General features: G+C 68.2%; 22 protein-coding genes. 11 read left to right on the top strand and 11 right to left on the bottom strand.

The window, feature by feature from the left end:
* From FOZ70_RS13820 to FOZ70_RS13810, 3 genes are all read right to left on the bottom strand, one after another.
* Positions 1-1,293, bottom strand: coding sequence for a cell division protein ZipA C-terminal FtsZ-binding domain-containing protein (locus FOZ70_RS13820; RefSeq protein ID WP_059585834.1), 1,293 nt, complete (start codon positions 1,291-1,293; stop codon positions 1-3).
* Between the two features lie 85 nt (positions 1,294-1,378).
* The gene (smc, locus tag FOZ70_RS13815) at positions 1,379-4,891 is read right to left on the bottom strand and encodes a chromosome segregation protein SMC (protein ID WP_048020898.1); all 3,513 of its coding nucleotides are present in this window, start codon (positions 4,889-4,891) and stop codon (positions 1,379-1,381) included.
* A 139-nt stretch (positions 4,892-5,030) separates the two neighbouring features.
* On the bottom strand, positions 5,031-5,972 hold the full coding sequence (locus tag FOZ70_RS13810; RefSeq protein WP_059856796.1) for a DMT family transporter: 942 nt from the start codon (positions 5,970-5,972) through the stop codon (positions 5,031-5,033).
* A 159-nt stretch (positions 5,973-6,131) separates the two neighbouring features.
* On the opposite strand from FOZ70_RS13810, the gene dapC reads away from it, so the two are divergent.
* The 6 genes from dapC to cls all read left to right on the top strand — a co-directional run bounded on the left by dapC (position 6,132) and on the right by cls (position 12,302).
* Complete coding sequence (gene dapC, locus FOZ70_RS13805; RefSeq protein WP_021159094.1) at positions 6,132-7,364, top strand: succinyldiaminopimelate transaminase; 1,233 nt, start codon at positions 6,132-6,134, stop codon at positions 7,362-7,364.
* Between the two features lie 44 nt (positions 7,365-7,408).
* Positions 7,409-8,236: a 2,3,4,5-tetrahydropyridine-2,6-dicarboxylate N-succinyltransferase gene (gene dapD, locus FOZ70_RS13800; RefSeq protein ID WP_014896723.1), complete on the top strand. Its 828-nt coding sequence runs from the start codon at positions 7,409-7,411 to the stop codon at positions 8,234-8,236.
* Positions 8,236-8,604 (top strand): ArsC family reductase, encoded by a 369-nt coding sequence (locus FOZ70_RS13795; protein WP_006478478.1) that lies wholly within the window; start codon positions 8,236-8,238, stop codon positions 8,602-8,604. The genes dapD and FOZ70_RS13795 overlap by 1 nt, the downstream gene beginning before the upstream one ends.
* A gap of 90 nt (positions 8,605-8,694) precedes the next feature.
* On the top strand, positions 8,695-9,834 hold the full coding sequence (gene dapE, locus FOZ70_RS13790) for a succinyl-diaminopimelate desuccinylase (RefSeq protein WP_042974803.1): 1,140 nt from the start codon (positions 8,695-8,697) through the stop codon (positions 9,832-9,834).
* 11 nt (positions 9,835-9,845) lie between these two features.
* Positions 9,846-10,754: a 50S ribosomal protein L3 N(5)-glutamine methyltransferase gene (gene prmB, locus FOZ70_RS13785; RefSeq protein ID WP_021159092.1), complete on the top strand. Its 909-nt coding sequence runs from the start codon at positions 9,846-9,848 to the stop codon at positions 10,752-10,754.
* A gap of 108 nt (positions 10,755-10,862) precedes the next feature.
* Positions 10,863-12,302 carry a cardiolipin synthase gene (gene cls, locus FOZ70_RS13780; protein WP_021159091.1) on the top strand — a complete coding sequence of 480 codons (1,440 nt, stop codon included), beginning with the start codon at positions 10,863-10,865 and terminating at the stop codon, positions 12,300-12,302.
* A gap of 60 nt (positions 12,303-12,362) precedes the next feature.
* On the opposite strand, the gene FOZ70_RS13775 is transcribed toward cls, so the two are convergent.
* On the bottom strand, positions 12,363-12,842 hold the full coding sequence (locus FOZ70_RS13775; protein ID WP_027787077.1) for a glutathione peroxidase: 480 nt from the start codon (positions 12,840-12,842) through the stop codon (positions 12,363-12,365).
* A 136-nt stretch (positions 12,843-12,978) separates the two neighbouring features.
* Between FOZ70_RS13775 and FOZ70_RS13770 the strand changes: the two genes are divergently transcribed.
* Positions 12,979-14,910: an ATP-binding cassette domain-containing protein gene (locus FOZ70_RS13770; protein ID WP_042974800.1), complete on the top strand. Its 1,932-nt coding sequence runs from the start codon at positions 12,979-12,981 to the stop codon at positions 14,908-14,910.
* A 197-nt stretch (positions 14,911-15,107) separates the two neighbouring features.
* Here FOZ70_RS13770 and FOZ70_RS13765 read toward each other — a convergent pair whose 3' ends face one another.
* From FOZ70_RS13765 to alr, 3 genes are all read right to left on the bottom strand, one after another.
* Positions 15,108-15,374 carry a DUF2866 domain-containing protein gene (locus FOZ70_RS13765; RefSeq protein ID WP_021159088.1) on the bottom strand — a complete coding sequence of 89 codons (267 nt, stop codon included), beginning with the start codon at positions 15,372-15,374 and terminating at the stop codon, positions 15,108-15,110.
* 146 nt (positions 15,375-15,520) lie between these two features.
* Positions 15,521-16,897 carry a DNA repair protein RadA gene (radA, locus tag FOZ70_RS13760; RefSeq protein ID WP_059490088.1) on the bottom strand — a complete coding sequence of 459 codons (1,377 nt, stop codon included), beginning with the start codon at positions 16,895-16,897 and terminating at the stop codon, positions 15,521-15,523.
* A gap of 11 nt (positions 16,898-16,908) precedes the next feature.
* Positions 16,909-17,979 carry an alanine racemase gene (gene alr / locus FOZ70_RS13755; protein ID WP_021159086.1) on the bottom strand — a complete coding sequence of 357 codons (1,071 nt, stop codon included), beginning with the start codon at positions 17,977-17,979 and terminating at the stop codon, positions 16,909-16,911.
* Positions 17,980-18,197: 218 nt separating this feature from the next.
* Between alr and lplT the strand changes: the two genes are divergently transcribed.
* Positions 18,198-19,505, top strand: coding sequence for a lysophospholipid transporter LplT (gene lplT, locus FOZ70_RS13750; protein ID WP_021159085.1), 1,308 nt, complete (start codon positions 18,198-18,200; stop codon positions 19,503-19,505).
* Between the two features lie 58 nt (positions 19,506-19,563).
* Positions 19,564-20,373, top strand: a complete 810-nt coding sequence (thiD, locus tag FOZ70_RS13745; protein ID WP_048020887.1) for a bifunctional hydroxymethylpyrimidine kinase/phosphomethylpyrimidine kinase — start codon at positions 19,564-19,566, stop codon at positions 20,371-20,373.
* An 18-nt stretch (positions 20,374-20,391) separates the two neighbouring features.
* Here the strand turns inward: thiD and FOZ70_RS13740 are convergent, their stop codons facing one another.
* The 4 genes from FOZ70_RS13740 to tsaB are packed head-to-tail and all read right to left on the bottom strand — an operon-like array spanning position 20,392 to position 23,639.
* Entirely contained in the window at positions 20,392-21,357 is a 966-nt protein-coding gene (locus FOZ70_RS13740) for a DUF1853 family protein (protein ID WP_193094730.1), read from the bottom strand.
* Complete coding sequence (locus FOZ70_RS13735; RefSeq protein ID WP_219706084.1) at positions 21,354-22,388, bottom strand: uracil-DNA glycosylase; 1,035 nt, start codon at positions 22,386-22,388, stop codon at positions 21,354-21,356. The genes FOZ70_RS13740 and FOZ70_RS13735 overlap by 4 nt, the downstream gene beginning before the upstream one ends.
* Positions 22,375-22,875 (bottom strand): ribosomal protein S18-alanine N-acetyltransferase, encoded by a 501-nt coding sequence (gene rimI / locus FOZ70_RS13730; protein WP_021159081.1) that lies wholly within the window; start codon positions 22,873-22,875, stop codon positions 22,375-22,377. The genes FOZ70_RS13735 and rimI overlap by 14 nt, the downstream gene beginning before the upstream one ends.
* Positions 22,872-23,639: a tRNA (adenosine(37)-N6)-threonylcarbamoyltransferase complex dimerization subunit type 1 TsaB gene (gene tsaB / locus FOZ70_RS13725; protein WP_048020879.1), complete on the bottom strand. Its 768-nt coding sequence runs from the start codon at positions 23,637-23,639 to the stop codon at positions 22,872-22,874. The genes rimI and tsaB overlap by 4 nt, the downstream gene beginning before the upstream one ends.
* Before the next feature lie 147 nt (positions 23,640-23,786).
* Between tsaB and FOZ70_RS13720 the strand changes: the two genes are divergently transcribed.
* Positions 23,787-24,056: an acyl-CoA-binding protein gene (locus FOZ70_RS13720; protein WP_011352486.1), complete on the top strand. Its 270-nt coding sequence runs from the start codon at positions 23,787-23,789 to the stop codon at positions 24,054-24,056.
* Positions 24,057-24,437: 381 nt separating this feature from the next.
* Positions 24,438-25,979: a DEAD/DEAH box helicase gene (locus FOZ70_RS13715; protein WP_021159078.1), complete on the top strand. Its 1,542-nt coding sequence runs from the start codon at positions 24,438-24,440 to the stop codon at positions 25,977-25,979.
* Positions 25,980-26,091 lie beyond the last annotated feature (112 nt).

Raw genomic sequence — 26,091 nt, 5'->3', positions numbered from 1 at the left:
TTACTGGCTGAAGAGGCGGCGCGTGACCGGCGAACCGGCCGGGATGCCGGCTTCCTCGAGCTTCGCGTACAGCTTCATCAGTTGCTGGTCGATCGCGACGAGCGTCGATTCCGGCAGCGGCCGGCGCGAATCGTCGACGACCCGCGCACCGATCCGTTCGGACAGCGACTTCGCGTAGTCGCACATCAGCCGGAACGGCAGGATGTCCTCTTCGGCGACCGGCACGTCGAGCACCAGCGTGATCATGTTGCCGCCCTTGTACGTGAGGTCGTCACGCAGGAAGTTCGTGTCGCCGAACTGCAGCATGAACACTGGGTTCTGCTTCGCGTCGAGCTTCACGAAACGCGTGCCGTCGCGCGACAGCAGCAGCCCGTCCTGCGACGCGACCGCCTGCACGTAGTTCGCCGACCAAGGCGCGCCGTCCGACATCACGTTGATCGACAGTTGCGCGTCGCACTGCGCGGCAAACGCGTCGAGCTCGCGCGCCATCGCGACCGTTTCCATCATGTCCGGGAATTCCGGCGCGCCGTCGATCGCGTCGGCGAACTGCTGGACGCCCGTCACGAATTCGGAGAACTCGAGCTCGTTCAGCGCGCCGCTGCGGTTCGCGAGCTGCGCGGCCGCGCGCAGTTCCTCGTAGCGCACGCCGTTCTGCAGCAGCTCCCACTGGCCGCCTTCGGGCTTGCCTTCGATATGCACGGGCTTGCTGCCCGCGCGGCGCAGCCGCTGCGCGGCCGGCAGGATCTTGTCGCCCGGCAGCAAACCGTTGAGCCGGATCGGCACGATGCAGTCGATCCGGCGGTCGACGATCGCCGGCGGTGCCGACGAGATCGTCGTCGCAGCCGGCAGCACGGGTTCGACCGGCTCGGCCGCTTCAGCGTGCGTGTCGTGCGCGGCGGCCGGCACGGTGTCTTCTCCGGCAACCGCGTCGACCGGCTCGGCCGGCTCTGCCGACGGCTCGACACCGGTCGCCTCGGCCTGCAGGTCGGCCGGCATGTCGGCAGGCGCCGCACCGCCGAAGGTCGGCTCGACGCGCGCGACTTCCGCCGACGTGGCGGCCGCAGCAGCAGTCGCAGCCGGCGCCGCAGGCTCGCGCCGCACCGGCTGACGCACCGGCTCGATGAACGGCAACTCTTCGTCGCGCTCGGGGCGGTTCATCGCCTCGGCCGCTTCCTCCGGCATCGGGCGCGGCATCCTGCGCCGCACCTTCGCGCCCTGCCATGCGTTGTAGACCACGACGCCGCCCACCACGACGGCGCCCGCGCCGATCAAACCGAGTGTCAACTCGTCCATGCACGCTCCATCAGCAATTCTTGTTCGTCGGAACCGCGAACGGGCGCCCATGCGCCGCGCGAACGCGGTCCGGTTTCGTCAAACGTCAATTCTGGGCAAAACCCGCGGCGGTTTCCATGTCCACCGCGACGATCCGCGACACGCCCTGCTCCTGCATCGTCACGCCGATCAGCTGCTGCGCCATCTCCATCGCGATCTTGTTGTGCGAGATGAACAGGAACTGCGTCTTGTCGGACATCGCGCGCACGAGATTCGCGAAACGCTCGGTGTTCGCGTCGTCGAGCGGCGCGTCGACCTCGTCGAGCAGACAGAACGGCGCCGGATTGAGCTGGAACATCGCGAACACCAGTGCGGTCGCGGTCAGCGCCTTCTCGCCGCCCGACAGCAGGTGAATCGTCGCGTTCTTCTTGCCCGGCGGCTGCGCCATCACCTGCACGCCGGCATCGAGGATCTCGTCGCCCGTCATGATCAGCTTCGCCTGGCCGCCGCCGAACAGGCGCGGGAACAGGTCGCTGAAGTGACGGTTGACCTCGTCGAAAGTACCTTGCAGCAGCGTGCGGGTTTCCTGGTCGATCTTGTGGATCGCGTCCTCGAGCGTCGTGATCGCGTCGATCAGGTCGGCCGACTGCGCATCGAGGAACACCTTGCGCTCGCTCGCGGCCTTCAGCTCGTCGAGCGCGGCCATGTTCACCGGGCCGAGCGCGTTGATCGCGTTGTTCAGGCGCGTGACCTCGCCTTGCAGGTACGACGGCTTCAGATCCGGCGTGAGCTTCGCGCTCAGCGCTTCCTCGTCGACCTCGGCCGCGGTCAGTTGCTCGGCGAACTGCTCGACCGCCAGGCGCGCGGCCTGCTCCTTCAACTGCAATTCGGTGATGCGGTCGCGCAGCGGCTGCAGCGAGCGCTCGGCGACGAGCCGCTGCTCGTCCGACGCGCGCAGCTTCGCGGTCAGGTCGTCGAGTTCGATCCGCGCGGCCTGCAGCGCCTCTTCCTTCACCGCACGCACTTCGAGCGCATCCTGCAGGCCCGTGTGCGCGGTCTGCTCGTTGATCGTCTCGAGTTCGGCGCGTGCGTCTTCCAGCGATCCGGCAACACGTTCGCTCTGCTCGTGCGCGACCTGGATGCTGCGCTTGAGTTCGTCGATCCGCGTGACCGCGTTGCGCGCGGCGAAGCGCGCGTCGTTCGCGCCGCGCTCCAGGTCGCGCGCTTCCTGACGCGCCTGCGTCAGCGATTCGTCGAGTGCTTCGAATGCGAGCTGGTTGTCCTCGAAGCGCGCCTGCAGCTCCGCGAGTTCGCCGTCGAAACGCTCGAAATTCGCTTCAGATTCAGCGCGCATCGCGCGCTGCTCTTCGATCTGCGCGCCGATTTCCTCGAGTTCCTCGCGGATCTGCGTGCTGCGCTGCGTGTAACGTTCGTGCGCCTGCGCGAGCTTCAGCACGTCCATCTGCAGCGCGTGCACGCGTTGCGTCGCACGCTCGGCCTGTGCGCGCACGTCGCCGAGCGCCTGCGTGGCCTGCGTGTGCGCGGCTTCCGCGCGCACCGCTGCCGTGCGCGCCTCGTCGGCGAGCAGCGCCTGCGCACGCACCTGGCGCGTCAGGTTTTCGATTTCCTGCTGGCGGGCCAGCATCCCGGCCTGCTCCGAATCGGCGGCATAGAGCTGCACGCCGACGCGCGTGACGACATGGCCGGCCTTGACGACGAACGCGCCGCCTGCCGGCAGCTGCGTGCGCGTCGCGAGCGCCTGTGCGACGTCGTCGGCGACATACACGTTGCCGAGCCAGTCGTTCAGCACCGCACGGATGCCCGCATCGTCGATGCGCACGAGCGACAGCACCGGGCGCAGGCCCGCCACGGCCGCGGGCGGTTCGCCGGCCGCGGGCGGCGCATAGAACGCGAGCTTCGCCGGCGGCGCATCGGTCGCGAATGCCTTCACCCAGTCGAGATTCGACACTTCGAGCGCGGCGAGACGCTCGCGCAGCACGGCCTCGAGTGCCGCTTCCCAGCCGGCTTCGACGTGCAGCTTCTTCCACAGGCGCGGCAGCGCGCCGAGCTCGTGCTTGTCGAGCCATGGCTGCACCTTGCCTTCGGTCTGCACGTTTTCCTGCAGTTGCTTCAACGCGGCGAGACGCGCCTCGAGCTGGTGGATCTGCGCGGCCTCGGCCTGCACGCGCTCCTGCGCGGCACGGCGTTCGCCATCGAGGCGCGGCACCGTTTCCTGCGCGTCGGCGAGGCGCGCCTGCGCTTCGGCAAGGATCTCTTCCTGCTCGGCCAGCTGCATGCGCAGCTCCTCGAGCTGGGCCTCGTCCGGCGCGTCGAGCCCGCCCGCTTCGCTCTTCAGGCGCTCATGGCGTTGCTGAAGCTGCTGAAGCTGCTGGTCGGCGTTGCGCTGGTGCGCGGCCTCGAGTTTCAGCGACTGTTCGGTCTGCGCGATCCGCGCGCGCTCGTCGTTGAGCTGCGCCTGCGCATCGCGCCATTTCGCTTCGAGCGCCGGCAGCGCGTCGTGCTTCGCGGCGGCGTTGTCTTCGGCGAGCGCGGCCTTCTCGTCGGCCATCGCGCGCGCTTCCTCGGCTTCCTCGAGCTCGTCCTGCGCCTTCTCGGCCTGCGCGCGCCATTGCTCACGCTGCGCATTCAGCGCGGCGATCTGCGCCTGCACGCGATTGCGCGATTCGACGATGAACTTGATCTCGGCTTCGAGGCGGCTCACCTCGGCATTCGCCTCGTAGAGCGAACCCTGCGCGCCCTGCATCGCGTCGCTCGCCGAGTAATGCGCGACACGCAGCGTCTCGAGCTGCGCCTCGACCTCGCGCAGCTTCGCCGTCTGCGCCTCGAGGTCGATCTGCGCCTGTTCGATCGCGCGCTGCTGCTTCTGCTGCTCGCCGGCGGCCTCGTTCTTGCGCAGCAGCCACAGCAGGCGCTGCTTCTCCTCGCCGTCGGCGACGAGTTCCTTGTACCTGGTCGCGACCACCGCCTGCGCCTCGAGCTTTTCGAGGTTCGCACCGAGTTCGCGGACGATGTCCTCGACGCGCGTCAGGTTCTCGCGCGTGTCGTGCAGGCGGTTCTCGGTTTCGCGGCGGCGCTCCTTGTACTTCGATACGCCCGCGGCTTCCTCGAGGAACACGCGCAGCTCTTCCGGCTTCGCCTCGATGATCCGCGCGATCATGCCCTGCCCGATGATCGCGTATGCACGCGGCCCGAGGCCCGTGCCGAGGAAGATGTCCTGGATGTCGCGGCGGCGCGCCGGCAGGTTGTTGATGTAGTAACTCGACGTGCCGTCGCGCGTGAGCACGCGCTTCACGGCGATCTCGCCGTACTGGCCCCACTGGCCGGCCGCGCGGCCGTCGGAGTTGTCGAAGATCAGTTCGACGCTGGCCCGGCTGCCGGGCTTGCGGGCGGTCGAGCCGTTGAAGATCACGTCCTGCATCGACTCGCCGCGCAGCTCGGAAGCGCGCGACTCGCCGAGCACCCAGCGCACGGCGTCGATGATGTTGGACTTGCCGCACCCGTTCGGGCCCACCACGCCGACAAGCTGGCCCGGAACCTGGAAATGCGTGGGATCGACAAAGGATTTGAAGCCAGCGAGTTTGATCGAGCTCAGACGCACGGCGGTATCGGATGTGAAGAAGGTGTGAAACGGACGGAGCCGCACTGCGCGAGGCCGGACGGCCCATGCGCGCGACGCGCCCCGGAATTCAAAAGCGGGGCCGCGCGCATCCAGCGTTGGGCCCCGCAAACGGCTTCCATCATACCATCGCGCGTGCACCGTCCCGACCGTCGCCGGGTTTGTCCGGTGCCGGCGCGGCACGATGCACCCGGCTCGACAGCAGCGTGGCCAGCACGATGCATGCGCCGCCCGCCCACTCGCGCGCGGTCGGCAGCTCGTTCGCGAACACCCACGCCGACAGCGCGGTGATCACGATCTCGAACAGCATGATGATCGACGCGCGGTTCGCCGGCACGCGCGCGAGGCCGTACTGGACGAGCAGGTTGTTCGACGCCATCGTCACGCCGATCGCCGCGATGATCAGCGCGGCCACGCCCAGCTGGCCGCCCGCCGGCGCGGCCGGCAGCCCTTCGAACAGCGACGCGATCGCGCCGAACACGGCCGCGCCGCCGAACAACGTCGCGGTGCGCATTTCGGCGCGCATCTCCGGCAGCTCGCGGCTCGCCTTGATCACCAGCACGTTGCTCATCGCGAAGCTCAGCCCGGCAGCGAGGCCGGCCCATTCGGCCGGGCTGGCCGGCAGCGGCAGGCCGAGCGCCGGCGACCACAGCATCAGCATCGCGCCGCCGATCGACAGCGCCGCGAGCCCCGCGCCGGCCCAGGTCAGCCGCTCGCGCAGCAGGAAGTGCGCGTAGATCGCGGTCCACGCGGGGGTCAGGTAGAACAGCAGCATCACACGCAGCACTTCGCCGTGGATCGTGCCCCACACGAACCCGAGGTTCGTCACGCCGGCCGTCACCGCGATGCCGGCCAGCACCCAGTGCCAGCGCAGCGTCGCGATCGTGCGGTGCCGCGCGACGATCACGAACAGGAACGCGACGAGGCTCGTCAGCGCGCTCGCGAGCGTGCCCGTCACGCCGAGCGACGCAAGGATCCGCAGCGGATACCAGATCAGGCCCCATACCGATGCGCCGATCAGGATGGCCAGCGTCGGCAGGCTGCCGCGTACCGCGTTATTCATTTGGTTCGATACCCTTTATTCGACCGGCCCGGCCGCCGTTCCGGCAGGCCGTGACCGCGTTCCGTCACGCTATAATCGTCCGTTGCGACCCGTGCGCCCGCGGCGCCCGTTCGCAGTCGCGCGGCGCGCCCGCCGCTTCTTTCGCTCCAACCGGCCGCGATGGCCGCTTCGCCCGTGAACCCTCGACTCGACTCGCTCCAGCCCTATCCCTTCGAAAAGCTGCGCGCCCTGTTCAAGGACGTGACGCCCTCCGGCGCCCTCAAACCGATCAGCTTCGGCATCGGCGAGCCCAAACATGCGACCCCGGCGCTGATCCGCGACGCCGTGGTGGCCGCGCTCGACGGTCTCGCGTCGTACCCGGCCACCGCCGGCTCGGACGCGCTGCGTACGTCGATCGCGCACTGGCTCGAGCGCCGCTACGGGCTGCCGGCCATCGATCCGGCCACGCAGGTGCTGCCCGTGTCGGGCTCGCGCGAGGCGCTGTTCTCGCTCGCCCAGACGGTGATCGACGCACGCCCGTCCGAAACGGGCGAGAAGGCGATCGTACTCTGTCCGAATCCTTTCTATCAAATTTACGAAGGCGCGGCGCTGCTGGCCGGTGCCGAACCCTATTTCGCGAACAGCGACCCGGCCCGCAACTTCGCGTGCGACTACGCGTCGGTGCCCGACGCGGTCTGGGCGCGCACGCAGCTGCTGTACGTGTGCTCGCCGGGCAACCCGACGGGCGCCGTGCTGACGCTCGACGACTGGCGCGAGCTGTTCGCGCTGTCCGACCGCCACGGTTTCGTGATCGCGTCCGACGAGTGCTATTCGGAAATCTATTTCGACGAAGCGGCACCGCCGCTCGGCGGCCTCGAGGCCGCGCACCGCCTCGGCCGCGGCTTCGAGCGGCTCGTGATGCTGTCCAGTCTGTCGAAGCGCTCGAACGTGCCGGGCATGCGCTCGGGTTTCGTCGCCGGCGACGCCGCGCTGCTGAAGCAATTCCTGCTGTACCGCACGTACCACGGCGCGGCGCTGTCGCCGGTCTGGCAGCACGCGAGCATCGCCGCGTGGAACGACGAGGCGCACGTGCGCGAGAACCGCGCGCTGTACCTGCAGAAGTTCAGCACGGTCACGCCGATGCTCGCCGACGTGATCGACGTGAAACTGCCCGACGCGGCGTTCTACCTGTGGGCCAACGTGTCGCGCACCGGCCTGTCGGACACCGAGTTCGCCCGTCGCCTGTACGCCGACTATAATGTGACGGTTCTGCCCGGCTCGTACCTGGCGCGCGATGCGCACGGCACGAATCCGGGCCGCGATTTCATCCGGATCGCGCTCGTCGCGGGCACCCCCGAATGCGTCGAGGGCGCGCAACGCATCGTCGATTTCTGCCGGTCTCTCGCGCGGTAATCGTCCATCCGATCAATTCCATCCAATCTCCTGCGAAAACGAACATGTCGCAACAACTTCAGCAAATCATCGATACCGCCTGGGACAACCGCGCCGAGCTGTCGCCGAAGGCCGCACCGGCCGACGTCCGCGAAGCCGTCGCGCACGCGATCGAGCAGCTCGACAAAGGCGCGCTGCGCGTTGCCGAGAAGATCGACGGCAACTGGACCGTGCACCAGTGGCTGAAGAAGGCCGTGCTGCTGTCGTTCCGCCTGGAGGACAACGCGCCGATGCCCGCCGGCGGCTACTCGCAGTTCTACGACAAGGTGCCGTCGAAGTTCGCGAACTACACGGCCGAAGATTTCGCCGCAGGCGGCTTCCGCGTCGTCCCGCCGGCCATCGCGCGCCGCGGCTCGTTCATCGCGAAGAACGTCGTGCTGATGCCGTCGTACACCAACATCGGCGCGTACGTCGACGAAGGCACGATGGTCGACACGTGGGCAACGGTCGGTTCGTGCGCGCAGATCGGCAAGAACGTGCACCTGTCGGGCGGCGTCGGCATCGGCGGCGTGCTCGAGCCGCTGCAGGCGAACCCGGTCATCATCGAAGACAACTGCTTCATCGGCGCCCGCTCGGAAGTCGTCGAAGGCGTGATCGTCGAGGAAAACTCGGTGATCTCGATGGGCGTGTACCTCGGCCAGAGCACGAAGATCTACGATCGCGAGACGGGCGAAGTCAGCTACGGCCGCATCCCGGCCGGTTCGGTCGTCGTCGCCGGCAACCTGCCGTCGAAGGATGGCTCGCACAGCCTGTATTGCGCGGTGATCGTCAAGAAGGTCGACGCGAAGACGCGCGCGAAGGTCGGCCTGAACGAGCTGCTGCGAGGCGACTGATGGCGAAGCCGCACACCGTGGTCGTCTACGGCATTCCGAACTGCGACACCGTGAAGAAGGCCCGCGTGTGGCTCGACGATCACGGCGTCGAATTCGAGTTCCACGACTTCAAGAAGCTCGGCGTCAGCGCGCCGCTGATCGAAGACTGGCTGAAGGACGTGTCGCTCGACGCACTCGTCAACAAGCGCGGCACCACGTGGCGCGGCCTCGACGACGCAATGAAGGCGGCCGCCGAAACGAAGACCGGCGCGGTCGCGCTGATGATCCACAAGCCGTCGGTCATCAAGCGCCCCGTGCTGGTGGTCAACGGTCGCGTGAAATCGCTCGGCTTCGTGGCCGATCAATACGCGGCGCTGTTTGCCGCATAGGGCTGCCCGTGCTGCGCCTGTCGGCGCAGCCCGACGTCTTGTCGCTGCCGGCCACCGCGCCGGCATTTTTTATCGAAAGTGGTCCGAACCATGTCCGCCACCCTAGCCCTTACCGAACAGCTGATCGCCCGTGCGTCCGTGACGCCCGACGACCAGCACTGCCAGCAGATCATGACCGAGCGCCTCGCCGCACTCGGCTTCGAATGCGAGACCATCGCGTCGCACGGCGTGACCAACCTGTGGGCCGTCAAGCGCGGCGCCGACGGCCGCGACGGCAAGCTGCTCGCCTTCGCGGGCCACACGGACGTCGTACCGACCGGCCCGCTCGAGCAATGGAGCTCGCCGCCGTTCATCCCCGCGCATCGGGACGGCAAGCTGTACGGCCGCGGCGCAGCCGACATGAAGACGTCGCTCGCGGCGTTCGTCGTCGCGTCCGAGGAATTCGTCGCGGCACACCCCGGCCACCGCGGCGCGATCGCATTCCTGATCACGAGCGACGAGGAAGGCCCCGCCACCGATGGCACCGTGAAGGTCGTCGAGCTGCTCGAAGCGCGCGGCGAACGCATGGACTACTGCATCGTCGGCGAACCGACGTCGACCCACGAACTCGGCGACGTCGTCAAGAACGGCCGCCGCGGCTCGATGTCGGGCGAACTGGTCGTCAAGGGCGTGCAGGGCCACATCGCCTATCCGCACCTCGCGAAGAACCCGATCCACCTGCTCGCGCCGGCGCTCGCCGAGCTCGCCGCCGAGCAATGGGACGAAGGCAACGAATACTTCCCGCCGACCACCTGGCAGGTATCGAACCTGCACGCCGGCACCGGCGCGACCAACGTGATCCCCGGCCACGCCGACCTGCTGTTCAACTTCCGCTTCTCGACCGCGAGCACCGTCGAGGGCCTGCAGGCGCGCGTGCACGCGATCCTCGACAAGCACGGCCTCGAATACACGCTGAAATGGTCGGTGAGCGGCCTGCCGTTCCTCACGCCGCGCGGCGAGCTGTCGGGCGCGCTGGAAAACGCGATCCGCACCGAGACCGGCATCACGACCGAGCTGTCGACCACGGGCGGCACGTCGGACGGCCGTTTCATCGCGCGCATCTGCCCGCAGGTGATCGAGTTCGGCCCGCCGAACGGCAGCATCCACAAGATCGACGAGCACATCGAAGTGCGCTTCATCGATCCGCTGAAGAACGTGTACCGCCGCGTGCTCGAACAACTGATCGCCTGATGGAGCCTCGCATGACGACACCTTTTGCCACAGTCCGCGACCTGCTGCGCTACGCGGTCACGCGCTTCTCGAAGGCGAAGCTCGCGTTCGGCCACGGCTCCGACAATGCGTACGACGAAGCGGCCTACCTGGTGCTGCGCACGCTCGACCTGCCGCTCGACACGCTCGAGCCGTTCCTCGACGCACGGCTCCTGCCCGACGAAATCGCGGCCGTGCTCGCCGTGATCGAACGGCGCGCGACCGACCGCGTGCCGGCCGCGTACCTCACGCATGAAGCCTGGATGCATGGCCACCGCTTCTACGTCGACGAACGCGTGATCGTGCCGCGCTCGTTCATCGGCGAACTGCTCGACGACGGGCTGCAGCCGTACGTCGCCGATCCCGAACAGGTCGGCGCCGTGCTCGAGCTGTGCACGGGCTCGGGCTGCCTCGCGATCCTCGCGGCGAGCGCGTTCCCGAATGCCGAGATCGACGCGGTCGACCTGTCCGACAAGGCCCTCGAAGTCGCCGAGATCAACGTGCGCGACTACGGCCTCGAAGACCGCATCGGGCTGCACCGCGGCGACCTCTACGCGCCGCTGCCCGCATTCCGCACGGACCCGGACTCGCGCTACGACGTGATCCTGACGAACCCGCCGTACGTGAATGCGTCGTCGATGGCCGCACTGCCGCCCGAGTACCGGCACGAGCCGGAGATGGCGCTCGCGGGTGGCGACGACGGGATGGACATCGTGCGACGCATCGTCGCCGAAGCCCATCGCTGGCTGCACGACGACGGCGTGCTCGTCGTCGAGATCGGCAATGAGCGCGAGAACGTCGAAGCCGCGTTCGGCGGCCTCGAACTCACGTGGCTGCCGACCAGCGCGGGCGACGACGCCGTGTTCCTGATCCAGGCGTCGGACCTGCCGCGCAAGGCCTGAGCCTTTTCGGCTCGCCCACCGTGCGGTGCACCGTTGCGCCGCACGGTTGGGTAAGATGCGCGTAGGCGGCCGCCCGGCCGCGCGACCTCAGGAGTCCGTCACGCGCCCATGACCCTCGACTGGCTACATCTCGGCACCCTGATCCTGACCATCCATGTGCTCGGGATCGTCGCTGCGTGCCACGCGATCATGAACACGCGCACGTCGCAAGGTGCGATCGCATGGGCCGTCTCGCTTGCGGCCATGCCGTACCTGACGCTCGTTCCGTACCTGTTCCTCGGTCGCAGCAAGTTCTCCGGCTACGTCGACGCCCGGCGCCACGAGCTGGAAATGTTGCGCATGCACACACCCCGCTCGCCCTGGCTCAGCACCGACGCGACCGACGGGCCGGCCGCCGACGCGATCGGCCAGGCCGCGGTGCTCGCGCTTACGCGTCTCGGCGGCATGCCGTTCCTCGGCGGCAATTCGGTGCGCACGCTCGTGAACGGCGATGCGACGTTCTCGGCGATCCTCGCCGCAATCGACGCCGCGCGCGATTACGTGGTGGTGCAGTTCTTCATCGTGCGCGACGATGCGCTCGGCCGGATGCTGCGCGACTCGCTGCTCGCGCGTGCGGCAGCCGGCGTGCGCTGCTGCCTCCTGTACGACAGCATCGGCAGCTTCGACTTGCCGCACAGCTACGTCGACACATTGCGCCGGGGCGGCGTCGAGGTGCATCCGTTCGCGACCAACCGGAAGTTCGTCAACCGTTTCCAGCTCAACTTCCGCAACCACCGCAAGATCGTCGTGGTCGACGGCAATCGCGCGTTCGTCGGCGGCCACAACGTCGGCGTCGAATATCTCGGCGCGAAGCCGCGCCTGTCGCCGTGGCGCGACACGCACATCGAGATACGCGGCCCCGTGGTCGCGAGCATCCAGTACGTGTTCGCCGAAGACTGGCACTGGGCGACGCAGAAGCTGCCGCCGCTCGCGATGCCGCCACCCGCGCAGCCGGGCGACAACATGCATTGCCTCGCCGTGCCGATGGGGCCGGCCGACAAGCAGGAGACGGGCTCGCTGTTCTTCGTCGAGGCGATCAACGCCGCGCGCGAACGGGTCTGGATCACCACGCCGTACCTCGTCCCCGACGAAGCCGTGATCTCCGCGCTGAAGCTCGCCGTCATGCGCGGCGTCGACGTGCGCATCCTGATTCCGAGCCGGCGCGATCACTACGTGGTATTCGAGGCGTCGAAGCTGTACGCGCGCGACCTGGTCGATGCGGGCGTGAAGGTATTCCGCTACCGGCCCGGCTTCCTGCACCAGAAGGTCGTGCTGATCGACCGCATCGCGGCGGCGATCGGCAGCGCGAATCTCGACAACCGTTCGTTCCGCCTCAATTTCGAGATCATGGTGCTGACCGTCGACCGCGCATTCGCCGACGAGGTCGAGACGATGCTCGCTGCCGACTTCGCACAGGCGTACGAGGTCGACGCGAACGAATACCGCCGATCGCCTGCCTGGCGACGCATCGCGATGCACGTCGCGCGGCTGTTCGCACCGATCCTCTGACGGCCGGGACCGCGGCGGGCAGGCGACCCGCACCGGCGCCGCGAATGCCGCCGGCAGCCGTCACAGCAGCTTGTCGATATCCGCGGCGATTTCGTCCGGCTTGGTGGACGGCGCATAGCGCTTGACGATGCGCCCTTCGCGATCGATCAGGAATTTCGTGAAGTTCCACTTGATCGCCTTGAGGCCGAGAATGCCGGGCGCCTCGTCGGTCAGGTAGCGGTACAGCGGATGCGCATGGTCGCCCTTCACGTCGATCTTCGCGAACATCGGGAACGTGACGCCGTAATTGCGCTCGCAGAACGCGCCGATCTGCGCGGCGTCGCCGGGCTCCTGCTTGCCGAACTGGTTGCACGGGAAGCCGAGCACATAGAAGCCGCGCGCCGCGTACTGGTCGTACAGCTTCTGCAGGCCGGCGTACTGCGGCGTGAAACCACACTCGCTCGCGGTGTTGACGATCAGCAGCACCTTGCCGCGATACGCGTCGAGCGAGGCCGGCGCGCCGGCAAGCGTCTCTGCACTGAACGAATACAGGGTGGACATCGGGCACTCCTTTTACGAAACCGGATCGACGTGGAGTCTAGGCGAAATTGCACCATTGCGGCATCCGCCGAACGGCCAATGCCCGGCGCAAGCGGCGCGCAGTCTAGAATAGCGGTTTTGGCCAGTCATTTCCGCCGTGATCCGTTTCAATCAGTTCAGCCTTGCGCGCGGCACCAAGCCGCTGTTCGAGTCGACCTCCTTCGTGCTCAATCCCGGCGAGAAAGCCGGCCTGATCGGCGCGAACGGCGCCGGCAAGTCGACGCTGTTCTCGGTCCTGCGCGGCGAGCTGCACTCCGACGGCGGCGATTTCTCGATGCCGCCGTCGTGGCGGATCGCCCACGTGTCGCAGGAAACGCCCGCCGTCGACCGCTCGGCACTCGACTACACGCTCGACGGCGACGCCGCGCTGCGCGAGATCGAGGCGCGCATCGCCGCCGCGTCCGCCGCGCATGACGGCGCCGCCGAAGCCGACGCGCACGCGGCATTCGCCGACGCCGACGGCTACACCGCGCCGGCCCGTGCCGAGGCGCTGCTGCTCGGTCTCGGCTTCACGCTCGCGCAGACGCGCGAATCCGTCGCCAGCTTCTCCGGCGGCTGGCGCATGCGCCTGAATCTCGCGCAGGCGCTGATGTGCCGCTCCGACCTGCTGCTGCTCGACGAACCGACGAACCACCTCGACCTCGACGCGATCGTCTGGCTCGAAGACTGGCTGCACCGCTACCCCGGCACGCTCGTCGTGATTTCGCACGACCGCGAATTCCTCGATTCGATCTGCAATGTCACGCTGCACCTGGAAAACCGCCAGGTGAAGCGCTACGGCGGCAACTACTCGCAGTTCGAAGTGCTGCGCGCGCAGCAACTGGCGCTGCAGCAAAGCGCCTACGAAAAGCAGCAGAAGACGATCGAGCACCTGCAGAGCTTCGTCGACCGCTTCAAGGCCAAGGCGACCAAGGCCAAGCAGGCGCAGAGCCGGATGAAGGCGCTCGAGAAGATGGAGCTGATCGCGCCCGCGCACATCGCATCGCCGTTCACGTTCGAATTCCGCACGCCCGACGCCGCGCCGAACCCGATGATGGTGATGGAAGACGTCCGCTGCGGCTACCACGCCGACGGCGGAGCGGAGATCCCGATCGTCGAGCGCGTCGCGCTGTCGATCCAGAACGGCCAGCGCATCGGCCTGCTCGGCGCGAACGGCCAGGGCAAGTCGACGCTGATCAAGACGCTGGCCGGCACGCTCGCGCCGCTGTCGGGGCACGTCCGCGACGGCAAGGGGCTGACGATCGGCTATTTCGCGCAGCACCAGCTCGAAACGCTGCGTGAGGACGATTCACCGCTGGCGCATCTGGCGCGGCTCGCGCCCGACACGCGCGAGCAGGAACTGCGCGACTTCCTCGGCGGCTTCAACTTCTCGGGCGACATGGCAACCAGCCCGGTCGGGCCGTTTTCGGGCGGCGAAAAGGCACGCCTCGCGCTCGCGCTGATCATCTGGCAAAAGCCGAACCTGCTGCTGCTCGACGAACCGACCAACCACCTCGACCTCGAAACGCGCCATGCGCTGACGATGGCGCTCGCGCAGTTCGAGGGCACGCTGATCCTCGTCTCGCACGACCGCCACCTGCTGCGCGCGACGACCGACCAGTTCATGCTGGTCGCGAAGCACCGGCTGCAGCCGTTCGACGGCGACCTCGACGACTACCGCGACTGGCTGCTGCAGCACGCGGCCGAGCAGCGCGCCGCCGCGAAGGCGGACAGCGCAGCTTCGTCGGGCGCGGGTGCCGCGGCCAACCGCAAGGACCAGAAACGTCAGGCCGCCGAGGAACGGCAGCGCCTGTCGGTGCTGAAGAAGCCGCTGCAGACGCGCATCACCAAGCTCGAAAAGGAAATGGAGACGCTGCACGCGGAGAAGGCCCGCCTCGACGCATTCGTCGCCGATCCGGCGAGCTACGAAGCCGAGCGCAAGACGGAGCTGACCGATGCGATCCGCAAGCTCGGGGACGTCAACACGCGTCTCGAGACGGTCGAGGCCGACTGGCTTGCCGCGCAGGAAGAGCTCGAGCAGATCGGCTGACCGCTGTCGCGGCGCACCCGGCCGGTATGCCAGCCCGGCGTGCCGGCTGCCTCGGCACCTTGATATCGCGGCATCTCTACAGGCACATCCGTCCTTCTTCGGGCCCGGATACGACAAGGCCGGGCGCACGGTCCCGGCCTGTTCATTCACTACCGTCGTCACCCGGTGGTTCGCCGGCCATCCGCCAGGCTGCCGGCTCAGCGGCGCGGCAGCGTATCGCGCGGCATCTGCTCGTCGTCGCCCATCAGGTACCGGCGCCCTTCGGTCGGCCGCCGGATCGCGGCAGCGACTTCCGCTTCCGTCACGTCCTCGGACACGACCTTGCGCGCGAGTCGCCCCTCTTCGTCGATCCACTCGACGATCCGGCATCCCCCACCCCAGGGCTGGCGAATCGGCTCCGACACGCGGCAGCCGCGCAGGTTGTAAAGGCGTCCGCCCGGCGCTTCCCCATAGGATTTCAACATAGGTTCCCTTCGCATTGCGCGGTTCGACAATCCGGCCAAGGATAGGGAAAAGCGATGTCCGGCGGGTTACAGAAGCCTACATATTCTTTACAACGAATTACGCGCCAGATCGCCGACAGGCCCGGCCCGCGTGCCGGTGCAGCCGGTCACTCGAGATCGCGCACGCGGTCGATCGCCTGCTCGAGCCGATCGACGGCCATCACGTTCAGCCCTTCGATCGGCTGCTTCGGCGCGTTCGCCTTCGGGATCAGCGCGGACGTGAAACCGAGCTTCGCGGCCTCGCGCAGCCGCTCCTGCCCGCGCGGCGACGGCCGGATCTCGCCCGCCAGCCCCACTTCGCCGAACACGATCAGCCCCTTCGGGAGCGCCTTGTTGCGCATCGACGAATGGATCGCGAGCAGCACCGCGAGGTCGGCGGCCGGCTCGGTGATCTTCACACCGCCCACCGCATTGAGGAACACGTCCTGGTCGAAGCACGCGATGCCCGCATGACGGTGCAGCACCGCGAGCAGCATCGCGAGCCGGTTCTGTTCGAGGCCGACCGCGAGCCGGCGCGGGTTCGGCACGTGCGCGGTGTCGACGAGCGCCTGGACTTCGACGAGCAGCGGGCGCGTGCCCTCCTGTGTAACGAGCACGCACGAGCCGGGCACGACCTGCTCGTGCTGCGACAGGAACAGTGCGGACGGATTCGCGACGCCGCGCAGCCCGCGCTCAGTCATCGCGAACACGCCGAGTTCGTTGACCGCGCCGAAGCGGTTCTTGAACGCGCGCACGAGCCGGAACGACGAGTGCGTGTCGCCTTCGAAGTACAGCACCGTGTCGACGATGTGCTCGAGCACGCGCGGGCCGGCCAGGTTGCCTTCCTTCGTCACGTGCCCGACCATGATGATCGCGGTGCCCGACTGCTTCGCGATGCGCGTGAGCTGCGCCGCGCATTCGCGCACCTGCGCGACGGAGCCGGGGGCCGACGTGAGCGCTTCCGAATAGACGGTCTGGATCGAGTCGATCACGGCCACGTCCGGCCGTTCCGTGTCGATCGCGGCCTGGATCTTCTCGAGCTGGATCTCGGCGAGCAGCTTCAGTTCGTCCGCCGGCGCACCGCCGTCGAGCAGCGCAAGCCGTTGCGCGCGCAACGCGATCTGCGCGGCCGATTCCTCGCCGCTGATATAGAGCGCGCGCCGCTCGCTCGCGATGTCCGCAAGCGACTGCAGCAGCAGCGTCGATTTGCCGATACCCGGGTCGCCGCCGATCAGTACGACGCCGCCCGGCACGAGCCCGCCGCCGAGCACGCGGTCGAATTCGCCGATGCCGGTGGAGAAGCGCGGCACGTCGGCTGCTTCGATGTCGACGAGACGCTGCACGGGCGCACGCTTGGCGAGCGACTGGAAACGATGGGCCGACGGCGCCTCAGGAACCGATTCGACGAGCGTATTCCAGGCCTGGCACGACGGGCATTGCCCTTGCCACTTCGGGGTCTGTCCGCCGCACTCGCTGCAGACGTATACGGTTTTCTGTTTGGCCACGCGCGACGCCCTTATTCTGCGCGCACGGGCACGCGGCCGGCGACTGCACACATCAGCTCGTAACCGATCGTGCCGCAATGGCGGGCGACGTCGTCGATCGGCAATGCATTGCCCCACAGCTCGACCCGCGCGCCGACGCCGGCTTGCGGGCACGGGGTCAGGTCGACGGTAATCATGTCCATCGACACGCGGCCGACGATCCGCGTGCGGATGCCGTCGACGATCACGGGCGTGCCTTCGGGCGCGACCCGCGGATAACCGTCCGCATAACCGCATGCGACCACGCCGATCCGCATCGGCGCCTGCGCGGAAAACGTCGAGCCGTAGCCGATCGCCTGGCCCTTCGCGATCGTCTGCACCGCGATCAGTTCGGACGCGAGCGTCATCGCCGGCTTCAGCCCCGTGTCGGCGATGTCGGACGACAGGCCCGACGGCGACGCGCCGTACAGCACGATCCCCGGGCGCACCCAGTCGAAATGCGTGTCCGGATGCCACAGCACGGCGGCCGAGTTCGCGAGACTGCGCGCGCCGGCGATGTTTTCCGCGCCGCGCTCGAACGTCGCGAGCTGCTCGGCGACGCCGCGCTCGTTGTCCGCATCCGAAAAATGGGTCATCAACGTGATCTGGCCGATGCCGGGGCACGCGCGGGCGCGCTCCCACGCGGCGCGGTATTTCTCCGGCAGGTAGCCGAGCCGGTTCATCCCGCTGTTCATCTTCAGCTGCACGTTGACGGGTTTCGACAGCCGCGCCGTTTCCAGCATCCGCATCTGCTCGTCGTTGTGGACGGTCGTCGTCAGGCTGTAGCGGTCGATCACGTCGATGTCGGTCGAGCGGAAGAACCCCTCCAGCAGCAGGATCGGGCCGGCCCAGCCGAGCTCGCGCAGCTTGACTGCCTCGTCGAGGTCGAGCAGGCCGAAGCCGTCGGTGCCGCGCAGGCCCGGAAACGCGCGGGCGAGACCGTGCCCGTACGCGTTCGCCTTGACGACCGCCCAGACCTTGGACGGGCCGGCAAAGCGGCGGACGACGGAGAGATTGTTCGCGAGAGCGGCGGTGTGGATGGTGGCGGAGATCGGGCGCGGCATGGGAAATTTACGTAAAGACGCTTGCGAATCATCAGCTTACCGCGCCTTTTGAGCACTGAAGCCGACAACTTGCGGAACGATCGGGGAATCTTGCTAGTCCGAACTGGCGTATTTTCATGTTATAAAGCCGTGCGCACAACCCATTTCGAACGGAATAAGCCGATCGCATACCAGGCGGCCTACGCGGCCCTGCCGCAGCGACGAAAGCATCGCATCAGATGAAAAAAGGTTTTTACACCATCATGGCCGCGCAGTTTTTCTCGTCGCTGGCCGACAATGCGCTCCTCATCGCCGCCATCGCCCTGCTGAAAGACCTCCATGCCCCCAACTGGATGACACCGCTGCTGAAGCTGTTCTTCGTGTTGTCCTATGTGGTGCTGGCGGCGTATGTCGGTGCGTTCGCGGATTCGCGACCGAAGGGCCGCGTGATGTTCATCACCAACTCGATCAAGGTGATCGGCTGCATGATCATGCTGCTCGGCGCCCACCCGCTGATCGCGTACGGGATCGTCGGCTTCGGCGCGGCAGCCTACTCGCCCGCGAAATACGGCATTCTCACCGAGCTGCTGCCGGCCGACCGGCTGGTTGCCGCCAACGGCTGGATCGAAGGCACGACCGTCAGCTCGATCATCCTCGGCACCGTGCTCGGCGGTGCGCTGATCAGCCCGCACATCGCGTCGCACGTGATCGCGCATACCCCCGCCTGGATCGGCACGCCCGCCGAAGCGGCGATGGCGATCATCATGGCGATCTACGTGGTCGCCGCGCTGTTCAACCTGCGCATTCCCGATACCGGCGCCCGCTACCCGAAGCAGGAACGCGGCCCGGTCAAGCTCCTCACCGATTTCGCCGACTGTTTCATGGTGCTGTGGCGCGACAAGCTCGGCCAGATCTCGCTGGCGGTCACGACGCTGTTCTGGGGTGCGGGCGCGACGCTGCAGTTCATCGTGCTGAAGTGGGCTGAAGTCTCGCTCGGCATGTCGCTGTCGGAAGGCGCAATCCTCCAGGCCGTGGTCGCGGTCGGCGTCGCGGCCGGCGCAATCGCCGCCGCGGCCCGGATCCCGTTGAAGAAGTCGCTGACCGTGCTGCCCGTCGGCATCGTCATGGGCATCGCGGTGATGCTGATGGCGTTCTACACGCGCGACCTGTTCCCGCCGCACTGGGCCGTGCATTTCGGCCACCTGCGCATGCCCGTGTACCTGATCATCGCGTACATCTTCCTGATGTGCGTGGGCGCGCTGTCCGGTTACTTCGTCGTTCCGATGAATGCGCTGCTGCAGCATCGCGGCCACGTGCTCCTGTCGGCCGGCCACTCGATCGCGGTGCAGAACTTCAACGAGAACCTGTCGGTGCTCGTGATGCTGTGCCTGTATGCGGTGCTCGTGTGGCTCGACGTGCCGGTCGGCGTCGTGATCGTCCTGTTCGGCACGTTCGTCTGCCTGACGATGTGGCTCGTGATGCGCCGCCACCAGGCGAACCAGCGCCAGTTCGACTCGGTCGCGCTGATCGGCGAATCGCGGCACTGACGCTACACTCCTCGTTTCCGTCCGCCGGCGCCGGTCTTTGAACCGGCGCATTGCCCCGATGACGCACCCGATACCCAACATTCTGACGATCGCCGGCTCCGATTCGGGCGGCGGCGCAGGCATCCAGGCCGACCTGAAGACGTTCTCCGCACTCGGCGCCTACGGCGCCAGCGCGATCACCGCGTTGACCGCCCAGAACACCCGCGGCGTAACGGGCGTGCATGCGCCGGACGCGGCGTTCGTGACCGCACAGCTCGACGCGGTGTTCAGCGACATCCGTATCGATGCGGTCAAGATCGGGATGCTCGCGAATGCGGCGATCGTGCACGCGGTCGCCGACGCGCTGCGGCGTTATGCGCCACGCTTCGTCGTACTCGACACGGTGATGATCTCGAAGAGCTCGCACGCGCTGCTGGCGCCCGATGCCGTCGACGCGTTGCGCGATGCGCTGCTGCCGCTCGCGACGGTCGTGACGCCGAACCTGCCCGAAGCGGCCGCGCTGCTGAACGACGTGCCCGCCACCACGGAAGACGACATGGTCCGGCAAGGCCGGGCCCTGCTACGGACGGGCGCGCGTGCCGTGCTGATGAAAGGCGGTCACCTGCCGGACGCGTCTGCGAGCCCCGACTGGCTCGTCGAAGCGGCGCGCACCGTGCGGCTCGACGGTGCACGCGTGCCGGTCAGCAACACGCACGGCACCGGCTGCACGCTGTCGTCGGCGATCGCCGCGCTGCTGCCGCAACAGCCCGACCTCGAAAGCGCGGTGCGCGAAGCCAAGACCTACCTGACCGGCGCGATCGCCGCGAGCGGCCACCTCGACGTCGGCCACGGCGTCGGCCCCGTCCATCACTTCCATCGCTGGTGGTGAGCGCCGGCTGACGCGGCGTCAGTGATCCTGCGCCGCGAACGCCTGCGCGCGCACCGGCCAGTCGTCCGGCACGACGAACCCACGCGCCCGTTCGCGCCAGGTGCCGTCACCGTCCTGTTCATGTATGCCGATCAGCGCGGGGGCCTCGCGCGTCGTCAACACGGGCGGCAGCTCCAGAGCGGCCGCCAGCGGTTCCGGCTCGAATCCGGTATCGGCGGCGGCACGTCGCGGCGCGAGCCACGCGAGCCTCGGCAACACACTCCATGCGGCGCCGGCGGGCTGCGCGGCCGCCCACGCCGGCCACTGGGCGTGCGTCAGCCAGAATCCGCGCGGGTGATCCGGCGCGATTTCGGCGGACACCGGCGGCAACGGCGCGCCGTGCGGATAGAACAACCAGCCCTTGATGAACATCTGTGCGTCGGACGGTGCGCCATAGCCGAGCCGCGCGAACCCGTCGTGTTCGCCGAGGCGCAACTGGTGCTCGAGCAGCCGGCTGCGCTTGCGGTCGAACCGGTCGACGAGATTGGGGCCGACGAAGTCGGCAAGCGATGCACCGTCGCGTACCGGCGCGCACAAATAGCACTTCACCGCGAGCTCCCAATGCAGGCGCTGACCGCCCGGCGCGTCGACGAGAAAATCGACTTCGCCGAGCGTCTTGCCGTTGCTGCGCAGCGGCAGATTGGCCGCGACGAGCCGCAGCGACGGGCCGTGCGTCAGGAAATACTCGAGCAGGCATTCCGCGTAGCGGCCGAGCCGGGTGGGCCGGAACCCGTCGAGCGCGCGATGCAGCGGCCCGGGCTGCGCATCGAGCGCGGCGAGCCATGCGTGGACGGCCGACTGCCCGGCCGCATCCGGCCACGGGCGCGCAAGCGGCGCTCCCGGTACCGCGGTGAGGAGGCTCGGGCTGGCAAGCAACCAGCCCAGATCGCGAACCGCGGCGTCATGCAGCGTGTCGACGAGTGCGCACGCCGCGCCCGTCGTCATTGCCCGGCCGGCCCGTTCACGTCGGCGCCTTCCGCGCGCCGGAACGTGTCGCGTGCGAGGCACAGGTCGGCCCATGCCTTCGACTTGTCCTGCAGGCTGCGCAACAGGTATGCCGGGTGGTAGGTCACGATCACCGGCACGCCCTCGTACGCATGCACGCGGCCGCGCAGCGACGCGATGCTCGCATCCGTCTTCAGCAGGGTTTGCGCGGCGAAACGGCCGAGCGCGACGATCAGCTTCGGCTTCACGAGCGCGACCTGACGCTGCAGATAAGGCTCGCAGCGCGCGACCTCGTCCGGCTCCGGGTTGCGGTTGCCGGGCGGCCGGCACTTGATCACGTTCGCGATGTACACGTTGTCGCCGCGCTGGAGCGACAGCGACTGCAGCATGTTGTCGAGCAGCTTGCCGGCCTGGCCGACGAACGGCTCGCCCTGCTTGTCCTCGTTCTCACCCGGCGCTTCGCCGATCAGCATCCAGTCCGCTTCGCGGTCGCCGACACCGAACACGGTGTTGGTCCGCTTCTCGCACAACCGGCAGAGCGTGCAGTCGGCCACGCGCGCGGCCAGCGCGTCCCAGTCGAGTGTCGCAACCGGGGTTTCGGCGCGTCGCAATGGGGCCGTCGGCGCGGGATCGCCCGGCGGCGCCGCATCGAACCACGCAAAATCGTCGGCTCCGGCAGGCGGCGCATCATCCATCGGCAGCATCGTGTCGGTCGATGCGACCGGCGCGGCGCGTGCGGGCACGCGATCGTCGTCGACGCGGTGCGCCGGGGCGGCAGGCTCGCGAACCGGCGGAACATCGACGCTCCGCGCCACTGCCGGCGTCGCCTCGTCTTGCGCCGGCGTGCGCGCGGTGCGCGCAGGTCGCTCGGCCGCAACGACGGCAGGTGCGGCGTTCGCCGCCCCCGTTTGCGCCGCGGCGGGCGCTTCGACTGCCGCGCCCGCGTCCGCGCCTTCATTCGCGCCCTGCCCGCGCCGCACCCAGATCTGCGCGAGACCCATTTCCTCGAGCGCCGCTTCAGCCCATGCCATGCGCGTCCCCCTCATCCTTGTTCAGCGTCAGACGCATCACGATCGCGTCTTCCCGGCTGTGGTGCTTCGCCGGGTAGTAATTCTTGCGCCGGCCGATCGTTACGAAGCCGAAGCGCTCGTACAGATGGATCGCGCGCGGATTGGACGGCCGCACCTCGAGCAGCACGCCGTCGAGCCGCTCCGCACGCGAAATGCGCACGGCCTCGCGCAGCAGCGCAAGGCCCGCACCCGCGCGCTGCGCGGCCGGCGCGACGCACAGGTTCAGCAGGTGCATCTCGTCGACCACCGGCATCAGCACGCAATAGCCGACGAGCGAACCCGTCACGTGCCGCAGGCACACGCCCAGGTAGCCGTTGCGCAACGAATCCTCGAAGTTGCCGCGGCTCCACGGGAACTCGTACGCGACGTGCTCGATCGCGACGACCTCGTCGAGATCGGCATCCGTCATCGGCGCCAGGTAGCGGTCGCTCAGCAGTACGCCCGTCATCCCTTCGCTCCGCCTGCCTGAGCGGCGCGTGCCGCGACGCGCTCGGCGGTCGTCTGTGCCACCTTGTCGCGCACGTACTCCGGTGCAGCCTGGTCGGCCGGCACCGCACGGCCGGCACGGAACGCGCGCAGCGCGGCATGGGCGACCGCCAGCGCGTGCGGCATCGCGTCGCCGTCGATCACGGCCGCGTGCGCCGCGGCCGGCAACTGCGCGCCGAATGCGGCGGCCGCGTTGCCCGCGAGCGTGAAGGGCGTATCGGGCACGCCGACCGCACCCGGCGCATCGAGCGAAGCCGGATGCAGCGTGAGCCAGTCGCCGGCGCTTTCGTCCCACGCGAAGTCCGCCCAGTAGGCTTCGTCCATCCGCGCATCCAGCGCGGCGAGGACGCGGGTCGTACCGGGGGCGCGCAGCCGCGCGTGCTCGGCACACGCGAGCAGTGTGCCGATCGGCACGACCGGCAGCCCGCGCCCGAACGCGAGCCCCTGGGTGATGCCCGTCGCGGTGCGCAGGCCCGTGAACGACCCGGGGCCCGCGCCGAACGCGATCGCGTCGCAATCGGCGAGCGTCAGCCCCGATTCGGCGAAGAGTTCCTGGATTGCCGGCAGCACGCGCGTGCTCGACACGGCGCCCGTCAGTTCGTGGCGGACCCAGGTTTGCGGGATGGAAACGGCGTCATCGGCGTGGGCCGAGCGCAGCAGCGCGACCGAGCAGTATTCGGTCGACGTATCGATGGCGAGGAGCACTGTTTGCGTCATGGGCGACATTGTAATGCGGCACCCCGCTCCCACGGGCGATCGGGCCCGATCCGTGCGCACGCGCACGCCCGGCGGCGGTTTGGAAGGATCGCTCGACCCCGCGCGGCGGTCCGCTTGTTAAGATCGCCCGACCTGAAACCCTTACGGAGACACCCGATGAGCGAACTCACCGCCCAATTCGACCAGGCCCAGATCGACGTCAAGCAACTGACCGAACGGCCGGGCAACCTGACCCTGCTGCGCCTGTACGCGCTCTTCAAGCAGGCGACCGACGGCGACGCCCATGGCGACAAGCCCGGCTTCACCGACATCGTCGGCAAATACAAGTACGACGCATGGGATGCGCTGAAGGGCACGTCGCAGGATGCGGCAAAGCAGCAGTACATCGAACTCGTCGAATCGCTGAAGAACGGCACGGCATCCTGACCGAATAGCCTCCGGCCGTCCCCGGCCGCCCCCCGGTTGCAATAGGCAATCAAATCAGTGGCGCAGCGCAGCAAATCTCTTTATAATGCTGGCTGCGTCATCTCCGCGCTCGGCTCGCAAGCCGTTCCGGCCCGACGCCTCGTAGCGTTAAGCTCCAATCCGGTTTAGAACCTGTCCCCTCCTGCTTCGACCTTCGCGGTCGTCACTTATCAGGCTGGCGGCCCCGCTCCTGAAGCGCGCCGCACCCAAAACAGCTTCTAATGCCTCATCCGCCGACGGTTCGGCGGATTGCACCCGTTTCCCGATTTGCTCGCTGAATCCGACGACTTGGGTATGCGCGATTGGCGCCGACGTTTCACCCACTGTGTTTCAAGGATTGTTATGACTTCGAGCATCAACTCCAGCCCGCTCAACGCGATCGCCGACCAGGCGCTCGGTCTCGACGACGCCGCCGCACCGGCCGCGGTCGAACCGGCGTCGGACGAGCCGAGCTTCGCGTCGCTCGGGTTGTCGCCGGAGATCGTCTCCGCGCTGCAGGCCGCCGGCTATGTGAAGCCGACGCCGGTCCAGCAGCGCGCGATTCCGGCCGGCATCGCCGGCCGTGACCTGCTGGTCTCGAGCCCGACCGGTTCGGGCAAGACCGCTGCATTCATGCTGCCCGCGATCGAACGTTTCGCGCAGCTCCAGAAGGCACAGGCGCAGCAACCGCGCGCGCCGCGTGAACCGAACCAGGGCGACCGCCGTGCGCGCCGCCCGCAACCCGTCGCGCGCCCGGGCCTGCTCGTGCTGACGCCGACCCGCGAACTCGCGATGCAGGTCACCACCGCCGCGTCGACCTACGGCAAGCACCTGAAGCGCCTGCGCACGGTCAGCATCCTCGGCGGCGTCGCCTACGGCCAGCAGCTGATGCTGCTCGCGAAGAACCCCGAAATCCTGGTCGCCACGCCGGGCCGTCTGCTCGATCACCTCGAACGCGGCCGTATCGACCTGTCCGAGCTGAAGATGCTCGTGCTCGACGAAGCCGACCGCATGCTCGACATGGGCTTCATCGACGACATCGAAACGATCGTCGCCGCGACGCCCGCGACGCGCCAGACGATGCTGTTCTCGGCCACGCTCGACGGCAAGATCGGTTCGCTGACGAGCCGCCTGCTGAAGGATCCCGAGCGTATCGAGATCCAGCAGCGCCTCGAGTCGCGCGCAAACATCGCGCAGACCGTGCATTACGTCGACGACCGCGACCACAAGGATCGCCTGCTCGATCACCTGCTGCGCGACGACGCGCTCGACCAGGCGATCATCTTCACGGCGACCAAGATCGATGCCGACCAGCTCGCCGGCCGTCTCGCCGACGCAGGCTTCGAATCGGCCGCGCTGCACGGCGACCTGCCGCAGGGCGCGCGTAACCGCACGATCCGTGCGCTGCGCGAGCGCCGTGTGCGCGTGCTGGTCGCGACCGACGTCGCGGCGCGCGGCATCGACATCCCGGGCATCACGCACGTGTTCAACTACGACCTGCCGAAGTTCGCGGAAGACTACGTGCACCGTATCGGCCGTACGGGCCGTGCGGGCCGTTCGGGCACCGCGGTGAGCCTCGTGCACCACGCCGAACAGGGCGCGCTCAAGCGCATCGAACGCTTCGTGCGCTCGCCGCTGCCGGTCAACGTGATCGAAGGTTTCGAGCCGCGCAAGGCACCCCCGCGCAACGGCGGCACCGGCGGCCGCGGCCGTCCGGGCGGCGGTAACGGCGGCGGTCGGCGTTTCGGCGGCAAGCCGGGCGGCGGTCATGGCGGCAACGGCCGCAGCTACGGCGGCGGCAATGGCGGCGGCTGGAGCGGCAAGCCGGGCGGCAGCCGTGACGGCGGCCCGCGCCGCGACGGTCAACGCAGCGGCGGCCCGCGTCGCAGCAACTCCGCGTCGTAAGCACGCACGGGCGGCCACTGGCCGCCCAACGGATGGCACTGCCCATTCAGCCAACCGGCGCATCTGCGCCGGTTTTTTTTCGCCCCGCCCCACATTTCACGATGCGGAAAAT

This window comes from Burkholderia sp. COPS (assembly GCF_019425585.1).
Lineage (GTDB): Bacteria > Pseudomonadota > Gammaproteobacteria > Burkholderiales > Burkholderiaceae > Burkholderia > Burkholderia cepacia.
Note: the sequence above shows the minus strand (reverse complement) of the source record. Positions and strands in the feature narration are given on the sequence as shown.

Excerpts from the sequence above, each read along its gene's own strand:
- FOZ70_RS13775 (WP_027787077.1), bottom strand. The coding sequence starts at position 12,842 with ATGTCCACCCTGTATTCGTTCAGTGCAGAGACGCTTGCCGGCGCGCCG.
- FOZ70_RS13765 (WP_021159088.1), bottom strand. The coding sequence starts at position 15,374 with ATGTTGAAATCCTATGGGGAAGCGCCGGGCGGACGCCTTTACAACCTG.
- cls (WP_021159091.1), top strand. The coding sequence starts at position 10,863 with ATGACCCTCGACTGGCTACATCTCGGCACCCTGATCCTGACCATCCAT.
- dapC (WP_021159094.1), top strand. The coding sequence starts at position 6,132 with ATGGCCGCTTCGCCCGTGAACCCTCGACTCGACTCGCTCCAGCCCTAT.
- FOZ70_RS13810 (WP_059856796.1), bottom strand. The coding sequence starts at position 5,972 with ATGAATAACGCGGTACGCGGCAGCCTGCCGACGCTGGCCATCCTGATC.
- FOZ70_RS13735 (WP_219706084.1), bottom strand. The coding sequence starts at position 22,388 with ATGGCATGGGCTGAAGCGGCGCTCGAGGAAATGGGTCTCGCGCAGATC.
- FOZ70_RS13820 (WP_059585834.1), bottom strand. The coding sequence starts at position 1,293 with ATGGACGAGTTGACACTCGGTTTGATCGGCGCGGGCGCCGTCGTGGTG.
- lplT (WP_021159085.1), top strand. The coding sequence starts at position 18,198 with ATGAAAAAAGGTTTTTACACCATCATGGCCGCGCAGTTTTTCTCGTCG.
- FOZ70_RS13715 (WP_021159078.1), top strand. The coding sequence starts at position 24,438 with ATGACTTCGAGCATCAACTCCAGCCCGCTCAACGCGATCGCCGACCAG.
- tsaB (WP_048020879.1), bottom strand. The coding sequence starts at position 23,639 with ATGTCGCCCATGACGCAAACAGTGCTCCTCGCCATCGATACGTCGACC.
- thiD (WP_048020887.1), top strand. The coding sequence starts at position 19,564 with ATGACGCACCCGATACCCAACATTCTGACGATCGCCGGCTCCGATTCG.
- alr (WP_021159086.1), bottom strand. The coding sequence starts at position 17,979 with ATGCCGCGCCCGATCTCCGCCACCATCCACACCGCCGCTCTCGCGAAC.
- rimI (WP_021159081.1), bottom strand. The coding sequence starts at position 22,875 with ATGACGGGCGTACTGCTGAGCGACCGCTACCTGGCGCCGATGACGGAT.
- FOZ70_RS13740 (WP_193094730.1), bottom strand. The coding sequence starts at position 21,357 with ATGACGACGGGCGCGGCGTGCGCACTCGTCGACACGCTGCATGACGCC.
- prmB (WP_021159092.1), top strand. The coding sequence starts at position 9,846 with ATGACGACACCTTTTGCCACAGTCCGCGACCTGCTGCGCTACGCGGTC.
- dapE (WP_042974803.1), top strand. The coding sequence starts at position 8,695 with ATGTCCGCCACCCTAGCCCTTACCGAACAGCTGATCGCCCGTGCGTCC.
- FOZ70_RS13720 (WP_011352486.1), top strand. The coding sequence starts at position 23,787 with ATGAGCGAACTCACCGCCCAATTCGACCAGGCCCAGATCGACGTCAAG.
- dapD (WP_014896723.1), top strand. The coding sequence starts at position 7,409 with ATGTCGCAACAACTTCAGCAAATCATCGATACCGCCTGGGACAACCGC.
- FOZ70_RS13795 (WP_006478478.1), top strand. The coding sequence starts at position 8,236 with ATGGCGAAGCCGCACACCGTGGTCGTCTACGGCATTCCGAACTGCGAC.